General features: G+C 64.7%; 20 protein-coding genes. 3 read left to right on the top strand and 17 right to left on the bottom strand.

From position 1 onward, the window contains the following. The first annotated feature begins 59 nt into the window (after positions 1-59). Together AB3L03_RS26865 and AB3L03_RS26860 are read left to right on the top strand one after the other, a co-directional pair. Entirely contained in the window at positions 60-842 is a 783-nt protein-coding gene (locus AB3L03_RS26865; RefSeq protein ID WP_018454349.1) for an ABC transporter ATP-binding protein, read from the top strand. Continuing rightward, positions 839-2,398 carry a glycine betaine ABC transporter substrate-binding protein gene (locus tag AB3L03_RS26860; protein WP_368507273.1) on the top strand — a complete coding sequence of 520 codons (1,560 nt, stop codon included), beginning with the start codon at positions 839-841 and terminating at the stop codon, positions 2,396-2,398. Before AB3L03_RS26865 ends, AB3L03_RS26860 begins: the two co-directional genes overlap by 4 nt. Positions 2,399-2,454: 56 nt before the next feature. On the opposite strand, the gene AB3L03_RS26855 is transcribed toward AB3L03_RS26860, so the two are convergent. The 11 genes from AB3L03_RS26855 to miaA form a co-directional block, all read right to left on the bottom strand. Further along, a complete protein-coding gene (locus tag AB3L03_RS26855; protein ID WP_368507272.1) occupies positions 2,455-4,167 on the bottom strand; it encodes a sulfatase-like hydrolase/transferase in 1,713 nt (570 codons plus the stop codon). Positions 4,168-4,399: 232 nt separating this feature from the next. Then, positions 4,400-4,690 (bottom strand): DUF1330 domain-containing protein, encoded by a 291-nt coding sequence (locus AB3L03_RS26850; RefSeq protein WP_018454346.1) that lies wholly within the window; start codon positions 4,688-4,690, stop codon positions 4,400-4,402. A gap of 62 nt (positions 4,691-4,752) precedes the next feature. Beyond that, a complete protein-coding gene (locus tag AB3L03_RS26845; RefSeq protein ID WP_018454345.1) occupies positions 4,753-5,604 on the bottom strand; it encodes an SDR family oxidoreductase in 852 nt (283 codons plus the stop codon). 471 nt (positions 5,605-6,075) lie between these two features. Continuing rightward, entirely contained in the window at positions 6,076-7,095 is a 1,020-nt protein-coding gene (gene ilvC / locus AB3L03_RS26840) for a ketol-acid reductoisomerase (RefSeq protein ID WP_085385123.1), read from the bottom strand. A 147-nt stretch (positions 7,096-7,242) separates the two neighbouring features. Further along, positions 7,243-7,845, bottom strand: a complete 603-nt coding sequence (locus AB3L03_RS26835; protein WP_085385122.1) for a LysE family translocator — start codon at positions 7,843-7,845, stop codon at positions 7,243-7,245. 7 nt (positions 7,846-7,852) lie between these two features. Next, complete coding sequence (locus AB3L03_RS26830) at positions 7,853-8,728, bottom strand: EamA family transporter (protein WP_085385121.1); 876 nt, start codon at positions 8,726-8,728, stop codon at positions 7,853-7,855. Positions 8,729-8,797: 69 nt separating this feature from the next. Further along, positions 8,798-9,487: a class I SAM-dependent methyltransferase gene (locus AB3L03_RS26825; RefSeq protein ID WP_085385120.1), complete on the bottom strand. Its 690-nt coding sequence runs from the start codon at positions 9,485-9,487 to the stop codon at positions 8,798-8,800. Positions 9,488-9,490: 3 nt separating this feature from the next. Beyond that, entirely contained in the window at positions 9,491-10,033 is a 543-nt protein-coding gene (gene ilvN / locus AB3L03_RS26820) for an acetolactate synthase small subunit (RefSeq protein WP_007613340.1), read from the bottom strand. 23 nt (positions 10,034-10,056) lie between these two features. Next, positions 10,057-11,040 carry a threonine dehydratase gene (locus AB3L03_RS26815; RefSeq protein ID WP_368507271.1) on the bottom strand — a complete coding sequence of 328 codons (984 nt, stop codon included), beginning with the start codon at positions 11,038-11,040 and terminating at the stop codon, positions 10,057-10,059. A gap of 5 nt (positions 11,041-11,045) precedes the next feature. Then, a complete protein-coding gene (locus AB3L03_RS26810; RefSeq protein ID WP_368507270.1) occupies positions 11,046-12,821 on the bottom strand; it encodes an acetolactate synthase 3 large subunit in 1,776 nt (591 codons plus the stop codon). Between the two features lie 330 nt (positions 12,822-13,151). Continuing rightward, complete coding sequence (gene miaA, locus AB3L03_RS26805; RefSeq protein WP_368507269.1) at positions 13,152-14,108, bottom strand: tRNA (adenosine(37)-N6)-dimethylallyltransferase MiaA; 957 nt, start codon at positions 14,106-14,108, stop codon at positions 13,152-13,154. 11 nt (positions 14,109-14,119) lie between these two features. Here miaA and serB point away from each other — a divergent pair, with 11 nt between their 5' ends. Beyond that, a complete protein-coding gene (serB, locus tag AB3L03_RS26800) occupies positions 14,120-15,025 on the top strand; it encodes a phosphoserine phosphatase SerB (RefSeq protein WP_018454339.1) in 906 nt (301 codons plus the stop codon). A 122-nt stretch (positions 15,026-15,147) separates the two neighbouring features. Here the strand turns inward: serB and AB3L03_RS26795 are convergent, their stop codons facing one another. The 6 genes from AB3L03_RS26795 to AB3L03_RS26770 all read right to left on the bottom strand — a co-directional run bounded on the left by AB3L03_RS26795 (position 15,148) and on the right by AB3L03_RS26770 (position 20,250). Next, positions 15,148-16,650 carry a Do family serine endopeptidase gene (locus AB3L03_RS26795; RefSeq protein WP_018454338.1) on the bottom strand — a complete coding sequence of 501 codons (1,503 nt, stop codon included), beginning with the start codon at positions 16,648-16,650 and terminating at the stop codon, positions 15,148-15,150. A 144-nt stretch (positions 16,651-16,794) separates the two neighbouring features. Further along, a complete protein-coding gene (locus AB3L03_RS26790) occupies positions 16,795-17,001 on the bottom strand; it encodes a DUF2065 domain-containing protein (RefSeq protein WP_018454337.1) in 207 nt (68 codons plus the stop codon). 71 nt (positions 17,002-17,072) lie between these two features. Further along, positions 17,073-17,969, bottom strand: a complete 897-nt coding sequence (gene hflC, locus AB3L03_RS26785) for a protease modulator HflC (protein ID WP_018454336.1) — start codon at positions 17,967-17,969, stop codon at positions 17,073-17,075. Then, positions 17,966-19,102 carry an FtsH protease activity modulator HflK gene (gene hflK / locus AB3L03_RS26780; protein ID WP_007600977.1) on the bottom strand — a complete coding sequence of 379 codons (1,137 nt, stop codon included), beginning with the start codon at positions 19,100-19,102 and terminating at the stop codon, positions 17,966-17,968. The genes hflC and hflK overlap by 4 nt, the downstream gene beginning before the upstream one ends. A 153-nt stretch (positions 19,103-19,255) precedes the next feature. Next, positions 19,256-19,765, bottom strand: a complete 510-nt coding sequence (locus AB3L03_RS26775) for a dihydrofolate reductase (RefSeq protein WP_018454335.1) — start codon at positions 19,763-19,765, stop codon at positions 19,256-19,258. Beyond that, on the bottom strand, positions 19,765-20,250 hold the full coding sequence (locus AB3L03_RS26770) for a GNAT family N-acetyltransferase (protein ID WP_018454334.1): 486 nt from the start codon (positions 20,248-20,250) through the stop codon (positions 19,765-19,767). Before AB3L03_RS26770 ends, AB3L03_RS26775 begins: the two co-directional genes overlap by 1 nt. Between the last annotated feature and the right edge of the window lie 2 nt (positions 20,251-20,252).

Genomic DNA, 20,252 nt, shown 5'->3' with positions numbered 1-20,252 from the left:
CATCACCTCCCTTCCCCCCTCCCTTCCCTGGGGCGGGTCAGCGCAGTGAGCCCCGCCCGATGCCGTCCAGGCCGATGATTGGCTATGCCCACGTCACCAAGAGCTTCGGCGCGCTCAAGGCCGTGGACGATGTGTCACTCGACATCGCCGAAGGCGAATTTGTAGCCGTCGTCGGCGGCTCGGGTTCGGGCAAGACGACGCTGCTGCGGCTCGCCAACCGCCTGATCGAGGCGGATGGGGGCACGATCACGGTCGAGGGCGACGACGTGCAATCCGTCGATCCGGTCGCGCTGCGGCGCCGCATCGGCTACGTTTTCCAGAGCGGCGGACTGTTCCCGCATCTGAGCGTCGCCGACAATATCGGGATCACGCCGAAGCTGCTCGGCGTCTCGGCAGCGGATATCGCAACACGGGTCGATGAGTTGCTCGAGCTCGTGCAGCTCGACCGGGCCGCCCATCGCGGGCGGTTGCCGGATGCGCTCTCGGGCGGCCAGCGCCAGCGTGTCGGCGTGGCGCGGGCGCTTGCGGCAAGGCCCCGCATCGTGCTGATGGATGAGCCATTCGGCGCGCTCGATCCCCTTACCCGCGATGCGCTCGGCGACGATTTTCGCGAGCTGCACCGCAAGCTCGGCCTGACCACCGTGATGATCACCCACGACATGACGGAAGCGATCCTGCTCGCCGACCGCATCGCGGTGATGCGCAGCGGGAAGCTGCTGGCGCAGGGCACGCCAGTGGAGCTCTCGAAAAGCAGCGACGCCTACGTGCTGGAGCTGCTGCGGACGCCGCGACGCCAGGTCGAGCGATTGAACGCGCTCCTGCTAAAGGGCGGGGCGGCATGAGCCTTTTCACGGATCCGCGTTGGGGCGAAGCGCTGGCGCATTTGCCCGACTATCTCGGCAACCACGTGCGGGTGAGTCTCGCCGCGCTTGCGCTCGGCCTGATCGTCAGCCTGCCGCTGGCGATTCTGACGCGCAACCGTCCCACGCCGCGCGCTGTGCTGCTCGCGCTCGCCAGCATCGTGCAGACGGTGCCCGGGCTGGCGCTGCTCGCGCTGTTCTATCCGCTCCTGCTGCTCGCGGCCTCCGTGGCGCTGGCCTGGTTCGGCGTCTCCTTCTCCGCTTTCGGCTTCCTGCCGGCGATGCTGGCGCTGGCGCTCTATTCGATGCTGCCGGTGCTGCGCAATGGCATCACCGGCCTCAACGGCATCGATCCCGCGCTGATAGAGGCTGCCAAAGGCGTCGGAATGACCGCGCGGCAGTCGCTGGTGATGGTCGAACTGCCGCTGGCGCTGCCGGTCATGATGGCGGGGATCCGCACCGCCGCGGTGTGGGTGATCGGCACCGCGACGCTGTCGACCCCGATCGGGCAGACCAGCCTCGGCAATTACATCTTTGCCGGGCTCCAGACCCAGAACTGGGTGTTCGTGCTGTTCGGCTGCTTTGCCTCGGCCCTGCTGGCGCTCGCCGTCGATCAACTGCTCGGCCTGATCGAGAGCGGCCTGCGCTGGCGCAGCCGCGTGCGTGCGGCGCTTGGCGCGGCCGGGATCGCGGCACTGGTCGCCGCAACATTGGTGCCGACGATGGGGCGCTCGTCACAGAACTATGTCGTCGGCGCCAAGACGTTCGCCGAGCAGTATGTGCTGTCGGCGCTGATGCGGGACCGGCTTCAGGCCGCCGGTCTCTCCGCCGTCGCACGATCCGGTCTCGGCTCAAGCGTGATCTTCGAGGCGTTGAAAGCCGGCGATATCGATCTCTACGTCGATTATTCCGGCACGCTCTGGGCCAATCAGCTTCACCGCACGGACATCAAGCCGCGCGCGGAGCTGTTGGCGGAGCTGCAGACAACGCTTGCGAAGGAGAACATCACCCTGCTCGGCGAGCTCGGTTTCGAGAACGCCTATGCGCTGGTGATCCCGAAGAAGCGCGCGGAGGCGCTTGGCATCCGCACCATCGCCGATCTCGCCGCGCATGCTTCGACCCTGTCGATCGCCGGCGACTATGAGTTTTTCTCGCGACCCGAATGGGCGGCGCTGCAAAAAGCCTATGGCCTCTCGTTCCGCGCCCAGCGCCAGATGCAGCCGGACTTCATGTATGCGGCCGTCGCCAGCGGCGAGGTCGATGTCATCGCCGGCTACACCAGCGACGGGTTGATCGCAAAATACGATCTCGTTGCGCTCGACGATCCCAGCCACGCGATCCCGCCCTACGATGCGATCCTGTTGCTGGCCCCAAAGCGCGCCGGCGACGAACGGCTGCGGGCCGCGGTGAAGCCGCTGCTCGGCAAGATCGACATCGCGACCATGCGCGAAGCTAATTTGCGCGCCGCCGGCAATGACGCGAATTCGTCGCCGGATGCAGTGGCGAAATGGCTATGGGAGAAGGTGGGTGGGCGGTAGCCGCGCCATTCGTTCAACGTCGTCCTGGCCTTCGCCAGGACGACGTTGGAGAGACGCTACAGCCCCCTGATCATCCCCGCATCGATCAGCAGCCGGTTCAGCCGGCGCGCTTCGGCCCCGTCCTTGCAGCCGTAGAAGATGCCCTTGCAGCGGAGCATGATCTCCTTCTGCTCGGCGAAGGACGGATCGAGCGGGATGCCGGCGGCTTCCTGGATGACCAGCGGCAGATACGGGCCGTCGACCGTGTCCATCACGGCCTCGCTTTTCACCGGCTCGAAATTGACGGCGTCGATCGCGTAGTAAGTCGCGTAGAGACGTGGGTCGTAGGCGTCGAGCTTCTTGCCGAGAGCGCCCTCGTCGAGCCCGGGCTCGAGGATACCGGGCGCGAATTCCGGCTGATGATCGCCGTAGCGCACGATCAGGAAGGGTTCGCCGGGAAATTTCTTCTTCAAGCCCGCGAGGAAAGCGTTGTACTGCTCGGCGCTCATCGCCTGCCGCCGCAGGTACTCGTCGATGGACGGCACATTGCCCGGTGCGCGCCAGTTCGGCAGCAGATCCGGGCGGAAGCGCGTCTCCCAGGGGAAATGATTGGCGCCGAGATAGATGAAGGTGAACAGCGGCTTGTTCGGCGTCCGCTCGCCGATCAGCCGGAGCGCCTTGTCGTAGAAGAAGCTATCCGGCTCGACATCCTTGGCGCCGAGATCCTTGGAGTCGAGGAAGCGTTCGATGCCGGTCGTCACCTGAAAGCTGCGCGCGGCCATGAAGCCGCCATAGGCGGGGTAGAGCGACATCGTGTCGTAGCCGCAGCGGCGCAGCGCCAGCGGCAGGCCGCGCTCGACACGGCCTGTTGCAATGCGCGTCACGAAATAGGCGAAGCGGCCGAACGAGCGCGACGACAACCCCGCGAGCACGTTGTATTCGGTGAACCAGCTCGGCCCGCCATTGCTCTCGGCCAGGAACGCGCGCTCCTTGCCGTCCCAGGATTTGAAATGGCTGCCGTAGCCGGCCGGCACCTTGATGCCCTGCGCGGCGCGGATGTCGAAGCTCGATTCATCATGGACCATGATGATGTTCGGCCGCCGGCCGGCAGGATGGCAGGCATCGACCAGCGGCATGTTGAGCCGTTCGTTGGTCGAAGCGGCCGACTCCATGAAGCCGTAATGCGCGAAGTCGGAGACCGCGCTGACGCCGGAGCGGAAGAACTTCGAGAGATAGCCGTCGTCGTAATAGCCGCGCCAAGCCTCGTCCGGATGGTAGAGCGAATAGCCGACCAGCGCGGCGAGGCAGGCGAGCATCGAGGCGAGCGCCGGTAGCCTACGGATGCGGAATGGGTCGAGCCACCACAGCGCATACATCAGCGGCAGCGTGACCAGGCCGGCCCCGATCACCGACCAGCGCAAATTCGGGAAGATCGTGAACAGGAACGCCACCGTGTCGCGGTCGATCATCATCAGGTCGATGAAGTTGGCCGTCATCTGCACGACGTCGTGCTTCAGCCGTGACAGCAGCACCAGCACCACGACCATAGTCAGCGACAGCGCACCCGAGAGCGCCGGCCGCCGCAGCAGCGCGATCCAGAAGAAGTTGAGGATGCCCCAGGCCAGCACGAAGGAGAGCCGTGCGCCGAAATCCGTCTCGGTCTCGTACATCAGGACGAGCGCCGCGAGATGCGGCGCTGCAACCGCGAGCAGCCGCCAGATGCCGAGCGCAGCGACGCTTGCCAGCACGGCGGTCGTGGCAGAAGGACCTGGATTGGGCGCGGACGCCATCGACGACACGCAACTGCTGGTCCGGCACGGTGATGCCGAGCCGGCTGACCGGGCCTGCGGCGTTCGGCGCAGCCGGAAGGCCTGCACCGTGTCATAAAACTGTAATTGAAAGGTCACGGACAAGCAACGCGTGTCGCGGTCCGACCTTCGCTTAATGTTAGCGGAAGCCGATCGGTCTCCGGGCCCAATTCGTCCCTAGGGCAAATCCCGCAGTGCAGAACCGACTTGCCGTCTAGTCGAGGCCTTCGACGCTGACCAGGCGGGCAGAACTGCAAGCGTCCCGGACCGCTTTGAGTCCCTGGTAGGTCGCGCCTGTGTAAAATGCCTCCCAGGCTGCGACGGATGGGAATTCCAGCAGAACGATCCTGCGGGGCTGCCAGTCTCCCTCGTAGACCTTGTGGGCGCCCCCTCGCGCCAGATATCGAGCTCCAGCGGCCTCCAGGGCGGGCTTCACGCCCAACATGAAGCTTTGGTACTGCTGCAAATCCCTGATCTCGACGTCGAAAATCACATAAGCCGGCATCTCAAGACGCTCCCACGATCGGAAATTGATCACCTGTCCGGCAATGGTCTCACCTCGGAGGCTCAGCCCTGCGGCAGCAGCCCGAGCCGCTTGGCGATGATGCGGTCGACCACACGCTTGGGCAGCGTGGCCGTCATCAAATGCCGCATCCGGTCCGGCGTGATCTGGTAGCGAACCTTGGGCCTCTCGGCGGTGAGCGCCTCGAAAACGACCTCGGCAATCCGCTCGGCCGGCAGCCCGGTCTCGCCGAGCTTCATCATGAACGCCATGACCTTGTTCAGCGCCGGCAGATAAGGCGAGTTCTGGTAGACCGAAAGATCGATCTGCTCGGCCTTGCTCCAGATCGGCGTCTTGACGGCGCCGGGTGCGACGATAATGACGTCGATGCCAAACAGCATCAATTCGCGGCGCAAGCTCTCCGACAGACCTTCGATGGCATGCTTGGACGTGCAGTAAGGCGCCGACAACGGATTGCCGTTCTTGCCCGCGACCGAGCTGATCATCACGATCCGGCCCTTCGGTCCCTCCAGCGACGGGTCGGCGCCCAGCAGCGGCCCAAAGGCCTGCGTCGCGATGACCGGGCCGATGACGTTGATCTCCATCTGCCGGCGAAAGTCGTCGACCGACAATTCGAGCACGGGACCGGCGACCGCGACGCCGGCGTTGTTGACGAGACCGGCCAGCGTCTCGCCGCCCAGCGCCTCGCGGACTTTTCGCGCAGCCGCGAGGACCGCCGCCTCGTCGGTGACGTCGAACAGCAGCGCCGTGAAGTTCGTACCGAATTCACCCATGAGCCGATCCGCATCGGCCTGCTTGCGGACACTACCGAAAACACGATAGCCGCGCCCGATCAGAAACTTCGCAATGGCCCAGCCGATGCCAGTGGACGCGCCGGTGACGACGACGGATCGCATGATCTTCCTCCCCAAGAGCTCCCGCGATCATGCAGGCGAAAGGTGCCGGGGCGCAATGCCGTCCACCGCTCAAGGAGACGCCGCGGGTGTCAGTTCTTAAGTTGAAGCGAGGTGCGAACCTCGCGACGTGCGATTGATTGCATCCTGAAGGTATGGATGAAGAGCCGAATCCTTGACCCTGAAGACGCTGGGCTTTTGAGGATCGGGAGCTTCTGAGAAATTCCGAAAACAACGCGAGACCAAGAATGTGGTTTAAGCGTCAGTTCTTCATGCTCAGGGAGCACTTCAGCTCGCGAAGAATTTGAATGAAGCAGCAATGCTTCGCGCGAGACGAAAAGAGCGAGACCGCTGGTTGCGATCTCGCTCGAATATAATCGCGAAGATTTAAGAATTGGTTTGGCGAGCGAAGCTTGTGTTTTCGCTCGCGTGTCCGGATGCGGCGCAACCGATACGCCGCATCCGAACGGCCGCTTAGTTCTTCGACTTGTCGACCAGCGCGCCCTTCTTGATCCAGGGCATCATGTCGCGCAGCTTGGCGCCGACTTCCTCGATCGGGTGCTCGGCGAGCTTGGCGCGGGTCGCCTTGAACGAGGTCTGGTTGACCTTGTTCTCGAGCATCCAGTCGCGGGCGAACTTGCCGGACTGGATGTCGTTCAGAACCCGCTTCATCTCCTTCTTGGTCTCGTCGGTGACGATGCGCGGGCCGGTGACGTACTCACCGTACTCCGCGGTGTTGGAGATCGAGTAGTTCATGTTGGCGATGCCGCCTTCATAGATCAGGTCGACGATCAGCTTCACTTCGTGCAGGCACTCGAAATAGGCCATCTCCGGGGCGTAGCCGGCTTCGACCAGCGTCTCGTAGCCGCCCTTGATCAGCTCGACCAGGCCGCCGCAGAGCACGACCTGCTCGCCGAACAGGTCGGTCTCGCATTCTTCCTTGAAAGTGGTCTCGATGATGCCGGCACGGCCGCCGCCGACGGCGGAGGCGTAGGACAGGCCGAGGTCGTGGGCGTTACCCGAGACGTCCTTGGCGATCGCGATCAGGCAGGGCACGCCGCCGCCACGCTGGTATTCCGAACGCACCGTGTGGCCGGGGCCCTTCGGCGCGATCATCAGAACGTCGAGATCGGCGCGCGGGTCGAGCAGGTTGAAGTGGACGTTGAGACCGTGCGCGAAGACGAGGGCGGCGCCCTTCTTCATGTTGTCGTGCAGTTGCTCGCGGTAAATGTCGCCCTGGAGCTCGTCCGGGGTCAGCATCATGACCAGATCGGCCCATTTGGCGGCCTCGGCGACTTCCATCACCTTGAAGCCGGCAGCTTCCGCCTTCTTGGCCGAGGCCGAACCCTTGCGGAGCGCAATCGCCACGTCCTTGACGCCGGAATCCTTCAGGTTCAGCGCATGGGCGTGGCCCTGGCTGCCATAGCCGACGATGACGACCTTCTTGCCCTTGATCAGGTTCAGGTCGGCGTCGCGATCGTAATAAACACGCATGGTCGTTTCCTCGTTCAGGGGCCGGAATCGGCCGTTGGTCAGGTCTTGTCGGTCAGGTCTCGGACGGTGAAATTTGCGGATTTCGGGGGCTGTCTAGAGCATTTTCGGCCCCCTGGGAAACCCGTTTCTGCATGGAAAGCTGAGGCATCATGCATCCATAACGACGGGGTAGAGAGACGCCAGCAGCAGGATCGCCATCAGGATGTTGAAGGCGCGGACCAGCCGCTCGGAGGTCAACACCGGCCGTAGTGCAGTGCCGAACAGGACCCAGACCACGGTCGAGACCGCGCCGACGAGTAGGCTGACCAGGGTCTGGATCGCGATATTGATGGGGAATTGGGCAATCGCCGCGTAGGCGGTGATTGTGCCGATCACGATCACCCAGCCCTTGGCGTTGATCCACTGGAACATCGCCGCGCCCCAGAAGGTCATCGGGCCGCGGCCGGTCTCGCCGTCCGGCGTGGTCGGGCCGGACAAAGCAATCACGGCGGCAAGGTAAATCAGATAGACCGCGCCGGCGTATTTCAGGATGGTCTGAAGGATCGGATAGGCCAGAAACACTGTACCGAGCCCGAGACCCACGGCGGCGATCATGAAAGCAAAGCCGATGACGATACCGGCGATGTGGGGGATGGTGCGCCGAAAGCCGTAGGTCAGGCCCGAGGCCAGCAGCATGATGTTGTTCGGCCCGGGCGTGAAATACATCACGACCATAAAGGCGAGGAAGGCATAGAAGAGCGAATAGGCCATAGTCACCTCAAGCGGTCTTCGGCAGGACCTGCGGACGCTTCGCGAGCACCATCACCGCGATACCGCCGATCACGGTGAGCATGCCGGCGAGACGCAGCGGGCCGAACCGCTCGCCGAACACGATGCTGGACGCAGCCGAGCCGACGAACGGCACCAGCAGCGCGAACGGCACCACTTGCGCGGTGGGATAGTCACGCAGCAGCCGGCCCCACAGCCAATAGGCGATGCTGGTGGAGATGGCGCCGATCAACAGCAGGCAAATGAGGCCGGTGAGCGACATGTGGACCAGCGACTGCCAGGTCGGCGTCGGTCCGTTGACCACCAGCGTGAGCGCGAACAGCGGCACCGCGGTGGCGAGGCACAACCAGGCGAACAGATCGAACATCGGCACGCCGCGGGCGCCGCGCAGCAGGACATTGCCGACCGCAAAGCTGACCGGCGCGATCATCAGCACGGCGAAGGCACCGACGCTGAAATCATAGCCGACCGTGCCGCAGATCATCAAAAGGCCGATGGCTGCGATGACGATGCCCAGCGTCTGCACCGGCGTCGGCCGCTCACGGAATGCGATCGCGGCAAAGCCGATCGTGAACAGCGCCTGGCTCTGCACGACGACGCTGGTCAGCCCCACCGGCACGCCATGGGCGATGCCATAGGCCTGGCTCAGAAATTGGCCGAGAAAGAGCGTGAAGCTGATCGCGATCAGGAGCGACCAGGCGACTTTGGGCTTGCGGATGAATAGGCACGGCACCGCGGCAATGGTGAAGCGCATCGCCGTCATCAGCTCCGGCGAAAATTCGTCGAGCGCGATCCGGCTTGCCACGAAGGCAAGCCCCCAGATGACCGCCACCAGGATGGCGATGAGGATGTCGGCCGGCTTCATTGTCGTTCCCGGTTCTGCCCTGTCGTGCAGCCCTGTTTGTTGTTCTGGTCGAGCCTTGCTCGCCGGCCGTTACGTCGAGGAATTGGGTTTCCGCAGCAGATAGGTGCCGTGCATCGGGGCGTGGTAATCGGCCGAGACCAGCGTGAAGCCGACGTCGGTCAGCATCCGCTCCATGACCCAGCCGAAAGTGGAATACTCGTCGCGCATGTGGGTGACGACGCTTTCACGCGGGACATCGTGGTTCTTGATCTCAAAGTCGGCCCATTGGTCAACGTCGCGCTCGAGCGCATCGGGCATCGAGGCGTAGACGATGTCGCGCAAATAGAAAGTGGCACCGGGCTTGAGCGCGCGATAGATCCGCGACATGGCTACCGCCTTCCAGAAATCCGGCAGATGGTGCAGCGTGAACTCGCTGACGATCAGGTCATAGGATTCCGGCCGGTAGGCGAAGCTGAGCAGGCCGGCGGACTGCGTGCGCACGGGCGCCTTGCGCTCGCGCGCGTAGATCTCGGCGAGCGCCAGCATCGCGGGCGAGATGTCGATGGCATCGACCTCGGCGCCCATCAGCGCCGCCTCGGTCGCGAGCACGCCGTTGCCGCAACCGATATCGGCAATGCGCCAGCCGCGCTGGACGCCGAGCATTTTCAGCGCGGCGCGCGCCCGTAGATCGGCATCGTCATGACTGTCGTAGATCGAGGCCACTGCAGGCCCGATCCCTATCCGGTTCCGCTCGTTGTAATACCAGTCGCGCGCCAGCATGGCTCACATTCCTTCAGGCCCGCGACCAATCGCGGCAACACCGGTGCGCGACACTTCGACGAGGCCAAGCGGACGCATCAGGTCGATAAACTGATTGATCTTATCTGTATTGCCTGTGATCTCGAACACAAAGCTCTCGGTGGTGGCGTCGATCACGCGGGCGCGGAACGCGTCCGCCAGCCGCAGCGCCTCGACGCGATGCTCGCCCTGCCCGCGCACCTTGACCATCGCCAGCTCGCGCTCGATCGAGCGCTTGGTCAGCGTCATGTCGACGACGCGATAGACCGGGATCATGCGGTCGAGCTGATGCTTGATCTGCTCGATCACCATGGGCGTACCCGTGGTGACGATGGTGATGCGCGAGAGATGCTTCTGGCTCTCGGTCTCCGAGACCGTGAGGCTCTCGATATTGTAGCCGCGCCCCGAGAACAGGCCGATGACGCGCGCGAGCACGCCGGGCTCGTTCTGCACGAGCACCGAAAGCGTGTGCGTCTCGTTCGGGTCGTGGCGCTCCTCGATGAAATAGGCGGATGCGGGCTGGTTCATTGTCGTCCCCTTCATTCTCGTCGTTACGCCGTCGCCCGATGAGCGACCGGCGCATCCGTCCCGACCCAACCGCGGAACAGATCGAAATCGATATTGCCGCCGGACAGCACGAGACCGACGCGCTTGCCCGACAATGTTGTCTTTTCCTGAAGCGCCGCGGAGAGCGCGGCGGCGCCAGCGCCTTCGGCAAGGTTGTGCGTGTCGGTCCAGAGCGCATGGATCGCGAGCGCGATTTCATCGTCCGTCACCTGGACGATACGCGAGGCGCCCTTGAGGATGACCGCGAGCGCTTCCGGATCGGGAATCCGCGTCGCCATGCCGTCCGCGAGCGTGTTGCTGGTCTCGGTGGTCACCACCTGACCCGCCGCGAACGACAGCGCGTAGGACGGCGCCTCGGTCGACTGCACGCCCACGATCTCGGTCTTCAGGCCGAGCAGATCGCGCGCCATGATACAGCCGCAGATCCCCGAGCCTTGCCCGATCGGCACATAGAGGATGTCGAGATCGGGCGCGGCCCGGAACAATTCGAGCGCATAGGTCGCCACGCCCAGCACCAGGTCCGTATGGAACGACGGCACGATGTGCAGCCCGGCGAACTGCGCGTGGCGTCCGGCTTCCTCGCGTGCGGCCTGAAAGTCCTCGCCGTGCTCAACGAGTTCGGCGCCGAACGCCTTCATCGCGCGGTTCTTCTCGACCGAATTGCCGCGCGGCACATAGATCACGGCAGTTACGCCATGGCGGCTCGCCGCAAAGGCGAGGCTCTGGCCATGATTGCCGCGCGTCGCCGAGATGATGCCCGGAATGTTCGGCCGTTCGCGCTTCAGCCGATCGAGATAGACCAACCCGCCGCGCACCTTGAAGGCGCCCGCCGGCGTGTGATTCTCGTGCTTGACCACGACCTGCGTGCCGAGCCGCTCGGCGAGCAGCGGCCAGGCGTGCGCCGGCGTTGCCGGCACCGCCTGCCCCACGATCGCATGTGCGCGTTCGAGCTCGTTCAGGTCGAACATCACGCTCACACCAGCGCCTTACCGCCGGCGAACGCCTTCGCGGTGGCTTCGTCGTTGGCCTGCTCCGGCAACAGCATCTCGTTGTGCGCCTTGCCGGAGGGGATCATCGGGAAACAGTTTTCCAGCGACGCGACGCGGCAGTCGAACAGCACCGGGCGCTTGACCGAGATCATCTCCTGGATGGCTCCGTCGAGATCACCGGGCTTGTGCACCTGGAGGCCGACGCCGCCGTAGGCTTCCGCGAGCTTGACGAAGTCCGGCATCGCCTCCGAATAGGAATGCGACAGGCGGTTGCCATGGAGCAGCTGCTGCCACTGCCGCACCATGCCCATGTACTGGTTGTTCAGAATGAAGATCTTGATCGGCAGCTCGTACTGCACAGCCGTCGACATCTCCTGCATCGTCATCTGCACCGAGGCATCACCCGCGATGTCGATGACGAGGCTGTCGGGATGGGCAACCTGCACGCCAACCGCGGCCGGCAGGCCGTAGCCCATGGTGCCGAGACCGCCCGAGGTCATCCAGCGATGCGGCTCCTCGAAGCCGTAGAACTGCGCGGCCCACATCTGATGCTGGCCAACCTCGGTGGTGATGTAGGTGTCCTTGCCACGCGTCGCCTCGAACAGGCTCTGGATCGCATGCTGCGGCAGGATGACGTCGTTGCTCTTCCTGAAATAGAGCGAGTTGCGGGCGCGCCACTGCGCGATCTGCTGCCACCAGGCCTTGATGTCGGGCTTCTTCGCCTCCGCCTTGAACACCTGGAGAATGTCGCCGAGAATGTTGCCGCAGTCGCCGATGATCGGCACGTCGACGCGGATGTTCTTGTTGATCGAGGACGGGTCGATGTCGATGTGGATCTTCTTCGAGCCCGGCGAGAACGCATCGACGCGGCCGGTGATGCGGTCGTCGAAGCGCGCACCGACGCACAGCATGACGTCGCAATCATGCATGGTCATGTTGGCTTCGTAGGTGCCGTGCATGCCGAGCATGCCGAGCCAGCTCTTGCCCGAGGCGGGATATGCGCCGAGGCCCATCAGCGTGGAGGTGATCGGAAAGCCGGTGACCTCGACCAGCTCCCGCAGCAGCCTGGTGGCTTCAGGGCCGGAATTGATCACGCCGCCGCCGCTGTAGATTACGGGGCGCTTGGCGCCTGAGAGCAGCGCCACGGCCTTGCGGATCTGCGTCGCATCGCCCTTCACCCGCGGCGCGTAGGAGCGATGCACGTCGGATTTGCGCGGCGGATGATAGGTGCCGGTCGCGAACTGCACGTCCTTGGGCACGTCGACGAGCACCGGGCCCGGTCGACCCGTAGTCGCAACGTAAAACGCCTCGTGCAGCACCTTTGCGAGATCGTTGACGTCGCGCACCAGCCAATTGTGCTTGGTGCAGGGGCGCGTGATGCCGACGGTGTCGCATTCCTGGAACGCGTCGTTGCCGATCAGATGCGTCGGCACCTGGCCGGAGATGCAGACCAGCGGGATCGAGTCCATCAGCGCGTCGGTGAGCGGCGTCACCATGTTGGTGGCGCCGGGACCGGAGGTCACCAGGGCAACGCCGGGCCGGCCGGTCGAACGCGCATAGCCCTCGGCGGCGTGACCCGCACCCTGCTCGTGGCGGACCAGGATGTGCTGGACCTCGCTCTGCTGGAAGATCTCGTCGTAGATCGGGAGCACCGCGCCGCCGGGGTAGCCGAAAATGTCGGTCACGCCATGATCGATGAGCGCGCGGACGATCATCGCGGCGCCGGTCATCTGGTTCGGATCGTGGCTCTTGTCGCTCATTGGCTTGCTCCGGATGCGCTGTTGTCAGCGGCTTCGTTCGTGTCGGGTTTTCGGAAATAAAAAAGGCCCCGAAGAGGGCCCATGCACACCGCCTGTCATGTGGATGGCAGCTAGCCACCCCCGGCGGTGTGCCTGGGTACGACGGCGATAAGGAGTTTGGTAATAATGTTACGCATGGCAGGTGCCCGGCTTCCCAAAGGTTGCGCGAAACATAGCGGCCAGCGCCCCGATGTCAAGGCAATGCGGCCGTTCCCGCGCGATTTTGGCAGTGTAGCGGTGTTCCCGGGGTTGGGCGAGAGGTAAATTCGGGAGCCGAGGCACAAAAGCGTGTCAGCCTTGGTCCCGCGCCGCGTTCACGATCGCCGCCAGCCAGCCCCGAATCTCCCCCGGCTTCACCCACTCGAATTCGGGCAATTGGTGCCGGAACCAGGTGAACTGCCGCTTGGCGTAGTGGCGGGTGTCGGCGCGGCCGATGGTCGCCGCCTGCTCCAGGCTGAGCTCACCGCGCAGATGCCGGATTAGCGCCGGCACGCCATGAGCCTTCATCGCCGGCAGCAGCGGATCGAGGTTTCGGGCGGCGAGACGCACCGCCTCCTCTAGCGCGCCGGCACCCAACATGGCGTCGAAGCGGGCGTCGATGCGCGGATAGAGCTCGTCGCGCTCGGGCGCGAGGAACACCGCCCGAAAACTGTCCTTGGGCAAGAGCGGCGGCTGGCCCTCATGATGCCAGTCCAGCAGCGAACGGCCGGTGGCTTCGACCACTTCGAGCGCGCGCGCAATGCGCGTGCGATCGCGACGGTTCAAGCGCTCGGCCGCCCGCGGATCGGAGGCTGCGAGTTCGTCGTGCAGCGCTTCGACGCCGTTCCGCTCCAGCCGCGCCCGGACGTCCTCGCGCACCTCGAGAGGGATCGGTGGCACCACGGAAAGGCCCGCCGTGAGCGCCTTGAAATAGAGCCCGGTGCCGCCGATGAAGATCGGCAGGCGCCCTTCGGCTTTCGCCGCTTCGAGCGCCTTGGCCGCGTCGCCCACCCAGGCACCGGCTGAAAAATTCACGGCCGCATCGACATGGCCGTACAGGCGATGAGGCACCTGCGCCTCGTCGCCAAGGGTGGGGCGCGCGGTGATGATGCGGAGGTCACGGTAGACCTGCATGGAATCGGCATTGATCACGACCCCGCCCGCAGCGAGCGCAAGCTCGAGCGCCAGCGCCGACTTGCCGCTGGCGGTCGGGCCTGCGATAAGCACCGCCTTGCCAACATGCCTTCTGCCGACTTGCCCCTCGCTCACGAAAACCTCAAATGTCCCTCGTTGCCACGCTGATCTGCAACCCGAATAATCCCGCGCTCGACTCGACCATCGTCGACGGCGCCCGCGCCGTGCTGCCTCAGGCAGCTCCCGCGCACTGGCTGTTCGACGGGGTTGCAGTCGACATCCCATTCGGCGCCGACAGTAACCTCGAAGGCGACCGTCACGCCATCGAGCAGCGGCTCCGCGAGCTTCGCGGCGACCTGCCCATCGACATCGTGGTGCAGCCAGTCGGCTTCCGGCGCAAGAAGCTTTTTCTCGCCGACATGGATTCCACCATGATCGGTCAGGAATGCATCGACGAGCTCGCCGATTTCGTCGGGGTGAAGGCCCATGTGGCCGCCATCACCGAGCGCGCGATGCGCGGCGAGATCGAGTTCGAGCCGGCGCTGCGCGAGCGCGTCGCGCTGCTCAAGGACCTTCCCGCCAGTGCCGTCGACGAGGTGCTGGCCAAGCGCATTACGCTGACGCCGGGTGGCCGCGAACTGGTCGCGACCATGCGCGCCCATGGCGCCTATGCCTGCCTCGTCTCCGGCGGCTTCACGCTTTTCACCAGCGCGGTCGCCACCAGGATCGGTTTCCAGGAGAACCGCGCCAACGAGCTCGTCGTCCGCGACGGCAAGTTCACTGGCGAGGTGAAGGAGCCGATTTTGGGGCGCGCGGCAAAGCTCGCGACGCTGGTGGATCTGATGGAATCGTTCGATCTCGACGACATCGACTCGCTGGCGGTCGGCGACGGCGCCAATGATCTCGCGATGATCCAGGCGGCGGGGCTGGGCGTGGCGTATCACGCCAAGCCCGCGGTGGCCGCCGCTGCGGCGGCGCGGATCGATCATGGCGATCTCACCGCGCTGCTGTACGCGCAGGGGTATCGGCGCGAGGAGTTCGTGGAGGCGTAGCCTCCTCCTCTCCGCCGTCATGCCCGGGCTTGTCCCGGGCATCCACGTTACGCTCGTCCGCATGGCAAGGCGTGGACGGCCGGGTCAAGCCCGGCCATGACGAGAGGTGAAAGCGAGCGCTCTTACTGCACGCTCAGCGCGACAAAACGCAGCTCGCCGTCGGCGTTCGACACCAGCAGCAGCACCGATTTCTTGCCGTCCTTCTTGAGCTGGTCGACCCGTTTCTGGATGTCGGCGCCGCTGGAGACGGCCTCCTGCGCCACCTCGACAATGACGTCGCCGGCCGAGAGGCGCTTCTCGGCGGCATCCGAATTGGCGTCGACATTGGTGACGACCACGCCCTTGACGCTGTCCTTGATCTTGTAGCGCGCACGCAGGTCCTTGCTCAGCGCGGCGAGATCGAGGCCGAGCGCCTTCTGTGTCACGGTTTTTTCAGGCGGAGGCTCGTCGGTCTTCACCGCGGCCTGCACCTTGTCGGCATCCTGCAACCGGCCGAGCGTGACCTTCTTGGTTTCCTCCTGGCTCTTGCGGATGATGACGACGTCGACCTCCTTGCCGACCGCCGTGTCGGCGACCACGCGAGACAGATCCTTCGGGTCCTTGACGTCCTTGCCGTCGAACTTGACGACGACGTCGCCGGGCTCGATGCCGGCCGGTTTGGCCGGGCCCTTGTCGTCGACACCGGCAACCAGCGCGCCGCGCGGCGGCTTGATGTTGAGGCTCTCGGCGATCTCGTCGGTGACGCTCTGGATGCGCACGCCAAGCCAGCCGCGGCGCAATTCGCCGAACTGGCGGAGCTGGTCGACGACACCCGCCACCGTCTTCGACGGTACGGCGAAGCCGATGCCGATCGAGCCGCCGGACGGCGAGATGATCAGCGTGTTGACGCCGATGACGTCGCCATCGAGGTTGAACAGCGGACCGCCGGAATTTCCGCGGTTGATGGAGGCGTCGGTCTGAATGTAGCTGTCGTAGGGACCTGAGGAGATGTCACGGTTCTTCGCCGAAACGATACCGGCCGTCACGGTGCCGCCGAGGCTGAAAGGATTGCCGATCGCGACGACCCAGTCGCCGAGGCGCAGCTTGTCGGAATCACCGAACTTCACCGACACCAGCGGCTTCGACGGCTTGAACTTGAGCACGGCAAGGTCGGTCTTCTTGTCGACTCCGACCAGTTCGGCCTTGATCTTGGTCCCGTCGTTGAGAATGACGTTAATCTCATCGGCGTCCGCGATGACATGGTTGTTGGTGACGACGACGCCTGACGTGTCGATGATGAAGCCACTTCCGAGCGAGTTGGTCTTGCGCGGCGCCGGGCTGTTCTCGCCGCCCTTGCTGCCGCCGCCGGGACCCTTGCGGTTCTTGAAGAAGTCGTCGAAGAACTCCTCGAAGGGCGAACCGGGCGGCAGTTGCGGCATGGCATTGCTGCCGCCGCCCCCGCCCTTGGCTTCGACGGTCTGCGAGGTCGAGATGTTGACGACCGCGTCAATCACCTTCTCGGCGACGTCGGCGATGCCATCCGGTCCGCGCGCATAGGCCGGTGTGCCGAGTGCGCTGAAAGCGCCAACGGCGAGCGCGGCCAGCCCTAAGCGCAAACGGGTCGGGGCAATGGTGGCAGCGGTCATTGTGATCTCCAGGAAACAAGGATTCGACGTCAAGACTGCGCTCGAACGGGGGGACGGCGCAAGCGCGGACCTTAACGGGCCTCAAGACCCGGATAATAAGGCGAAAACCGGTCCCTCGCCTTCACTTTGGCGTTGGTGCGACGGCTAAATTGGACGTCGCATAACCCAGATCAGGACCAGGCCGGCCACGGCCGAACCAATGCCGACCGCCCGCAGGACGTTATCCGGCGTGGCCATCGCGCTTTTCATGGCCTTGCGCATCCAGGCCGGACTTGCCGCGAACATCAAGCCTTCCAGCACGAACAGGATGCCCAAACCGATGAGGAAGTCGGCGAACGCAATGGACCTCATCGGATTGGAACCTCCCGTTGTGCTGTTCTTGTCTGGACGAAGGGCGGCCAGACTTGCCGCCCTTGTCTCACTTACGGCTTCGCTGGCGTCGTGGTCGCCGTCTTGCCGGACGGGTTACCAAAGAACCGGAAGAAATCCGAGTCCGGGCGCAGCAGGAAGCGGGTGTCGTTCGCGCGCAGCCCGGTCTCATAGGCCGCCATCGAACGGTAGAAGGCGAAGAAATCCGCGTCCTGGCCGTAGGCTTCGGCGAACAGACGGTTGCGCTCGGCATCGCCGACGCCGCGCGTCTGCTCGGCCAGCGACCTTGCATCCGCCTCGATCACGGTCGCCTCGCGGTCGGCCTTGGAGCGGATCTCCTGGGCCTTCTGGCCGCCCTGCGCGCGGAACTCGGCGGCTTCGCGCTCGCGTTCCGTCTTCATGCGCTGATAGACCGCCTGGCTGTTCTGCTCCGGCAGATCGGCGCGGCGGATCCGGACGTCGACGACCTGGATGCCGTAGCCGTCGGCCTCGTGGTCGAGCTGATCGCGGATGCGCTGCATCAGCTTCTCGCGGTCGTCGCGGACCACGTTGATGAAGGTGACCTCGCCGAGCACGCGGCGCAGCGCAGCGTTCAAGAGCGTGGTGAGCTGGATGTTGGCGGCCTGGATCGAGCCGATGCTCTGATAGAAGCGGAGCGCGTCCTTGATGCGGTAACGCGCGAAGGCGTCGACCACGAGCCGCTTCTGGTCGGACGCGATCGCTTCCTGCGACGGGTTCTCCAGATCGAGGATGCGCTTGTCGATGTTGATCACCGAATTCCACGGCGCCTTGAAGTGCAGGCCGGGAGCGGTAACGACATCGACGGGCTTGCCGAACTGCAGCACGATGGTCTGCTCGGTCTGCGCCACCGTGAACAGGGACATGTAGCCCACGATCACGACGAGCAGGAGGCCGAGCAGCGTGACGATACCTGTGACCGGAGATCTCATCGGTTGCCTCCGGTCGTCTGCTGGCCGGTTGCAGGCGGCCGCTTGGCCGTCAACTCGCTGAGCGGCAGATAAGGCACGACGCCCTGGCCCGACTGGCCGCCGTCATAAATGAGCTTTTCCGAACCGCCGAGCACGCGCTCCATCGTCTCCAGATAAATCCGTTCACGCGTCACGTCGGGCGCCTTCTTGTATTCCTCGTAAACCTTCAGGAAGCGCGAGCTCTGGCCCTTGGCCTCGGCGACGGTCTGCTCCCTGTAGCCTTCGGCGGCCTGCATGATCTGCGCCGCACGCCCGCGTGCCTGCGGCACGACCTGGTTGGCATACGTCTGCGCCTCGTTCTGCAGCTGCTCGAGATTGGCGCGCGCCGCCTGGACGTCGCGGAAGGCGTCGATCACCTGCGCCGGCGGGTCGACCTTCTGCATCTGCACCTGGCTGATCTGAATGCCGGCGCCGTAGCTGTCCAGGGTCTTCTGGATTAGTTCCTGCACGCCTTGTTCGGTAACGTTGCGCGCGCCGGTCAGGATCGGCTGGATCTGCGAGCGGCCGATCACCTCGCGCATCGCGCTCTCGGCGACCGCCTTCACGGTGCCTTCGGGATTCTGGATGTTGAAGAGGAAATCGCCGACGCCGTTGGGCTTGATGCGCCAGAGCACGGTGAAGTCGACGTCGACGATGTTCTCGTCGCCGGTCAGCATCAGGCTCTCTTCCGGCACGTCACGAATGGAGCGGCCGCGCCGCGCCGGGTCGTCGATCAGCGTCATGCCGATGGAGATGGTGGAAACGCGCAAGGCCTTTGGCAGCAGCACGGTCTCGATTGGATAGGGCAGATGGTAGTTCAGGCCGGGCTCCACGGTGCGGACATGCTTGCCGAAGCGCAGCACGACGCCGAGCTCTTCGGACTGCACCCGGAAGAAGCCCGACAGCAGCCAGAACGCGACGATGAGCAGCACGATCAGCGTGATGCCGATGCCGGAGAAATAGCCACCCGGCATGATCTGCTGGAGGCGATCCTGGCCGCGCCGCAGAAGATCTTCCAGATCCGGCGGCCTTGGCCCGACCGGTTGCGGGCCGTTGCCCCATGGTCCCTTCGGACCCGAGCCCCATGGGCCACCGCCCTGATTCTTCCACGGCATTCGACGCTCTCCTCGGCAGGGTGAAATTGCCCCCGCCCGCTTTGTCCGGTCCGGCTTTATAGGGGACAGGCAGGTCCCTTACAACGCAGCCCTCGCCGCCCTCCGAGCTAAGCTTGGGGGCAGAAAAGTCAATGTTAACATTGGCAAATGCGGTTAATGGCCTGCCCGCCGACGATATGTCACATAGGAGTAGTCGGCGCTGTCGTGGGGTCCGGCAGGATGACGGATGCGTTCAACCTCATCCCACTCTGCCCTGTCGATGTCGAAATGCGTGTCGCCTTCGGGCCGGGCATGCACTTCGGTGATCTCGAGGCGATCGGCGCGATCGAGCCATTGCCGAAAGATTTCGGCGCCGCCAATCACGGCGATCTCGGCGACCGAACGCCGCAGGGCATCGCCGCGCGCGATGGCGTCTGCGGCGGCAGTCGATGTCGTCACGATGGCGCCGGCGGCGCGATAATCCGCATCGCGCGTGACGACGATGTTGGTGCGGCCGGGAAGCGGCCGGGGCAGGGATTCGAAGGTCCTGCGGCCCATGATCACGGGCTTGCCGATCGTGAGCGCCTTGAAGCGCGCCATGTCGGATTTCATTCGCCACGGCATTGCGTTGCCGGCCCCGATGACGCCGTTCTCCGCGATCGCGACGACGAAGACGATCTCCATCAGGTCGCGCTCCCGGCAAGCCGCGTCAGCGCCGGACCGGTGACGCGGCACAGCGTCCAGTCCTCCAGCATGATGGCACCGAGCGATTTGTAGAACGCGATCGACGGCGCGTTCCAGTCAAGCACCGCCCATTGCAGCCGCGACCAGCCGTTCTCGACGCATTCCCTGGCGAGGTGCACGAGCAGAGCCTTGCCGAGGCCCCTGCCCCGATGCGATGGCCGCACATACAAATCTTCGAGATAGATGCCGTGGCGGCCGCTGAACGTCGAAAAATTCGCAAACCACACCGCGAAGCCGACCGGCTCGCCGTTCCACTCGGCGAGAGCGCAATGGAGTTGCGGTCGTTCGCCGAACAGTGCGTCGGCGATGTCAGCCTCGGTCGCCTCGACCTCGTGCGAAAGTTTTTCGTACTCGGCGAGCTCGCGGATGAAAGCGAGAACCAGCCCGGCCTCACCGGGACGCACACGGCGGATGTTGAGCTGCATCG

Source organism: Bradyrhizobium lupini (assembly GCF_040939785.1).
GTDB lineage: Bacteria > Pseudomonadota > Alphaproteobacteria > Rhizobiales > Xanthobacteraceae > Bradyrhizobium > Bradyrhizobium canariense_D.
Note: the sequence above shows the minus strand (reverse complement) of the source record. Positions and strands in the feature narration are given on the sequence as shown.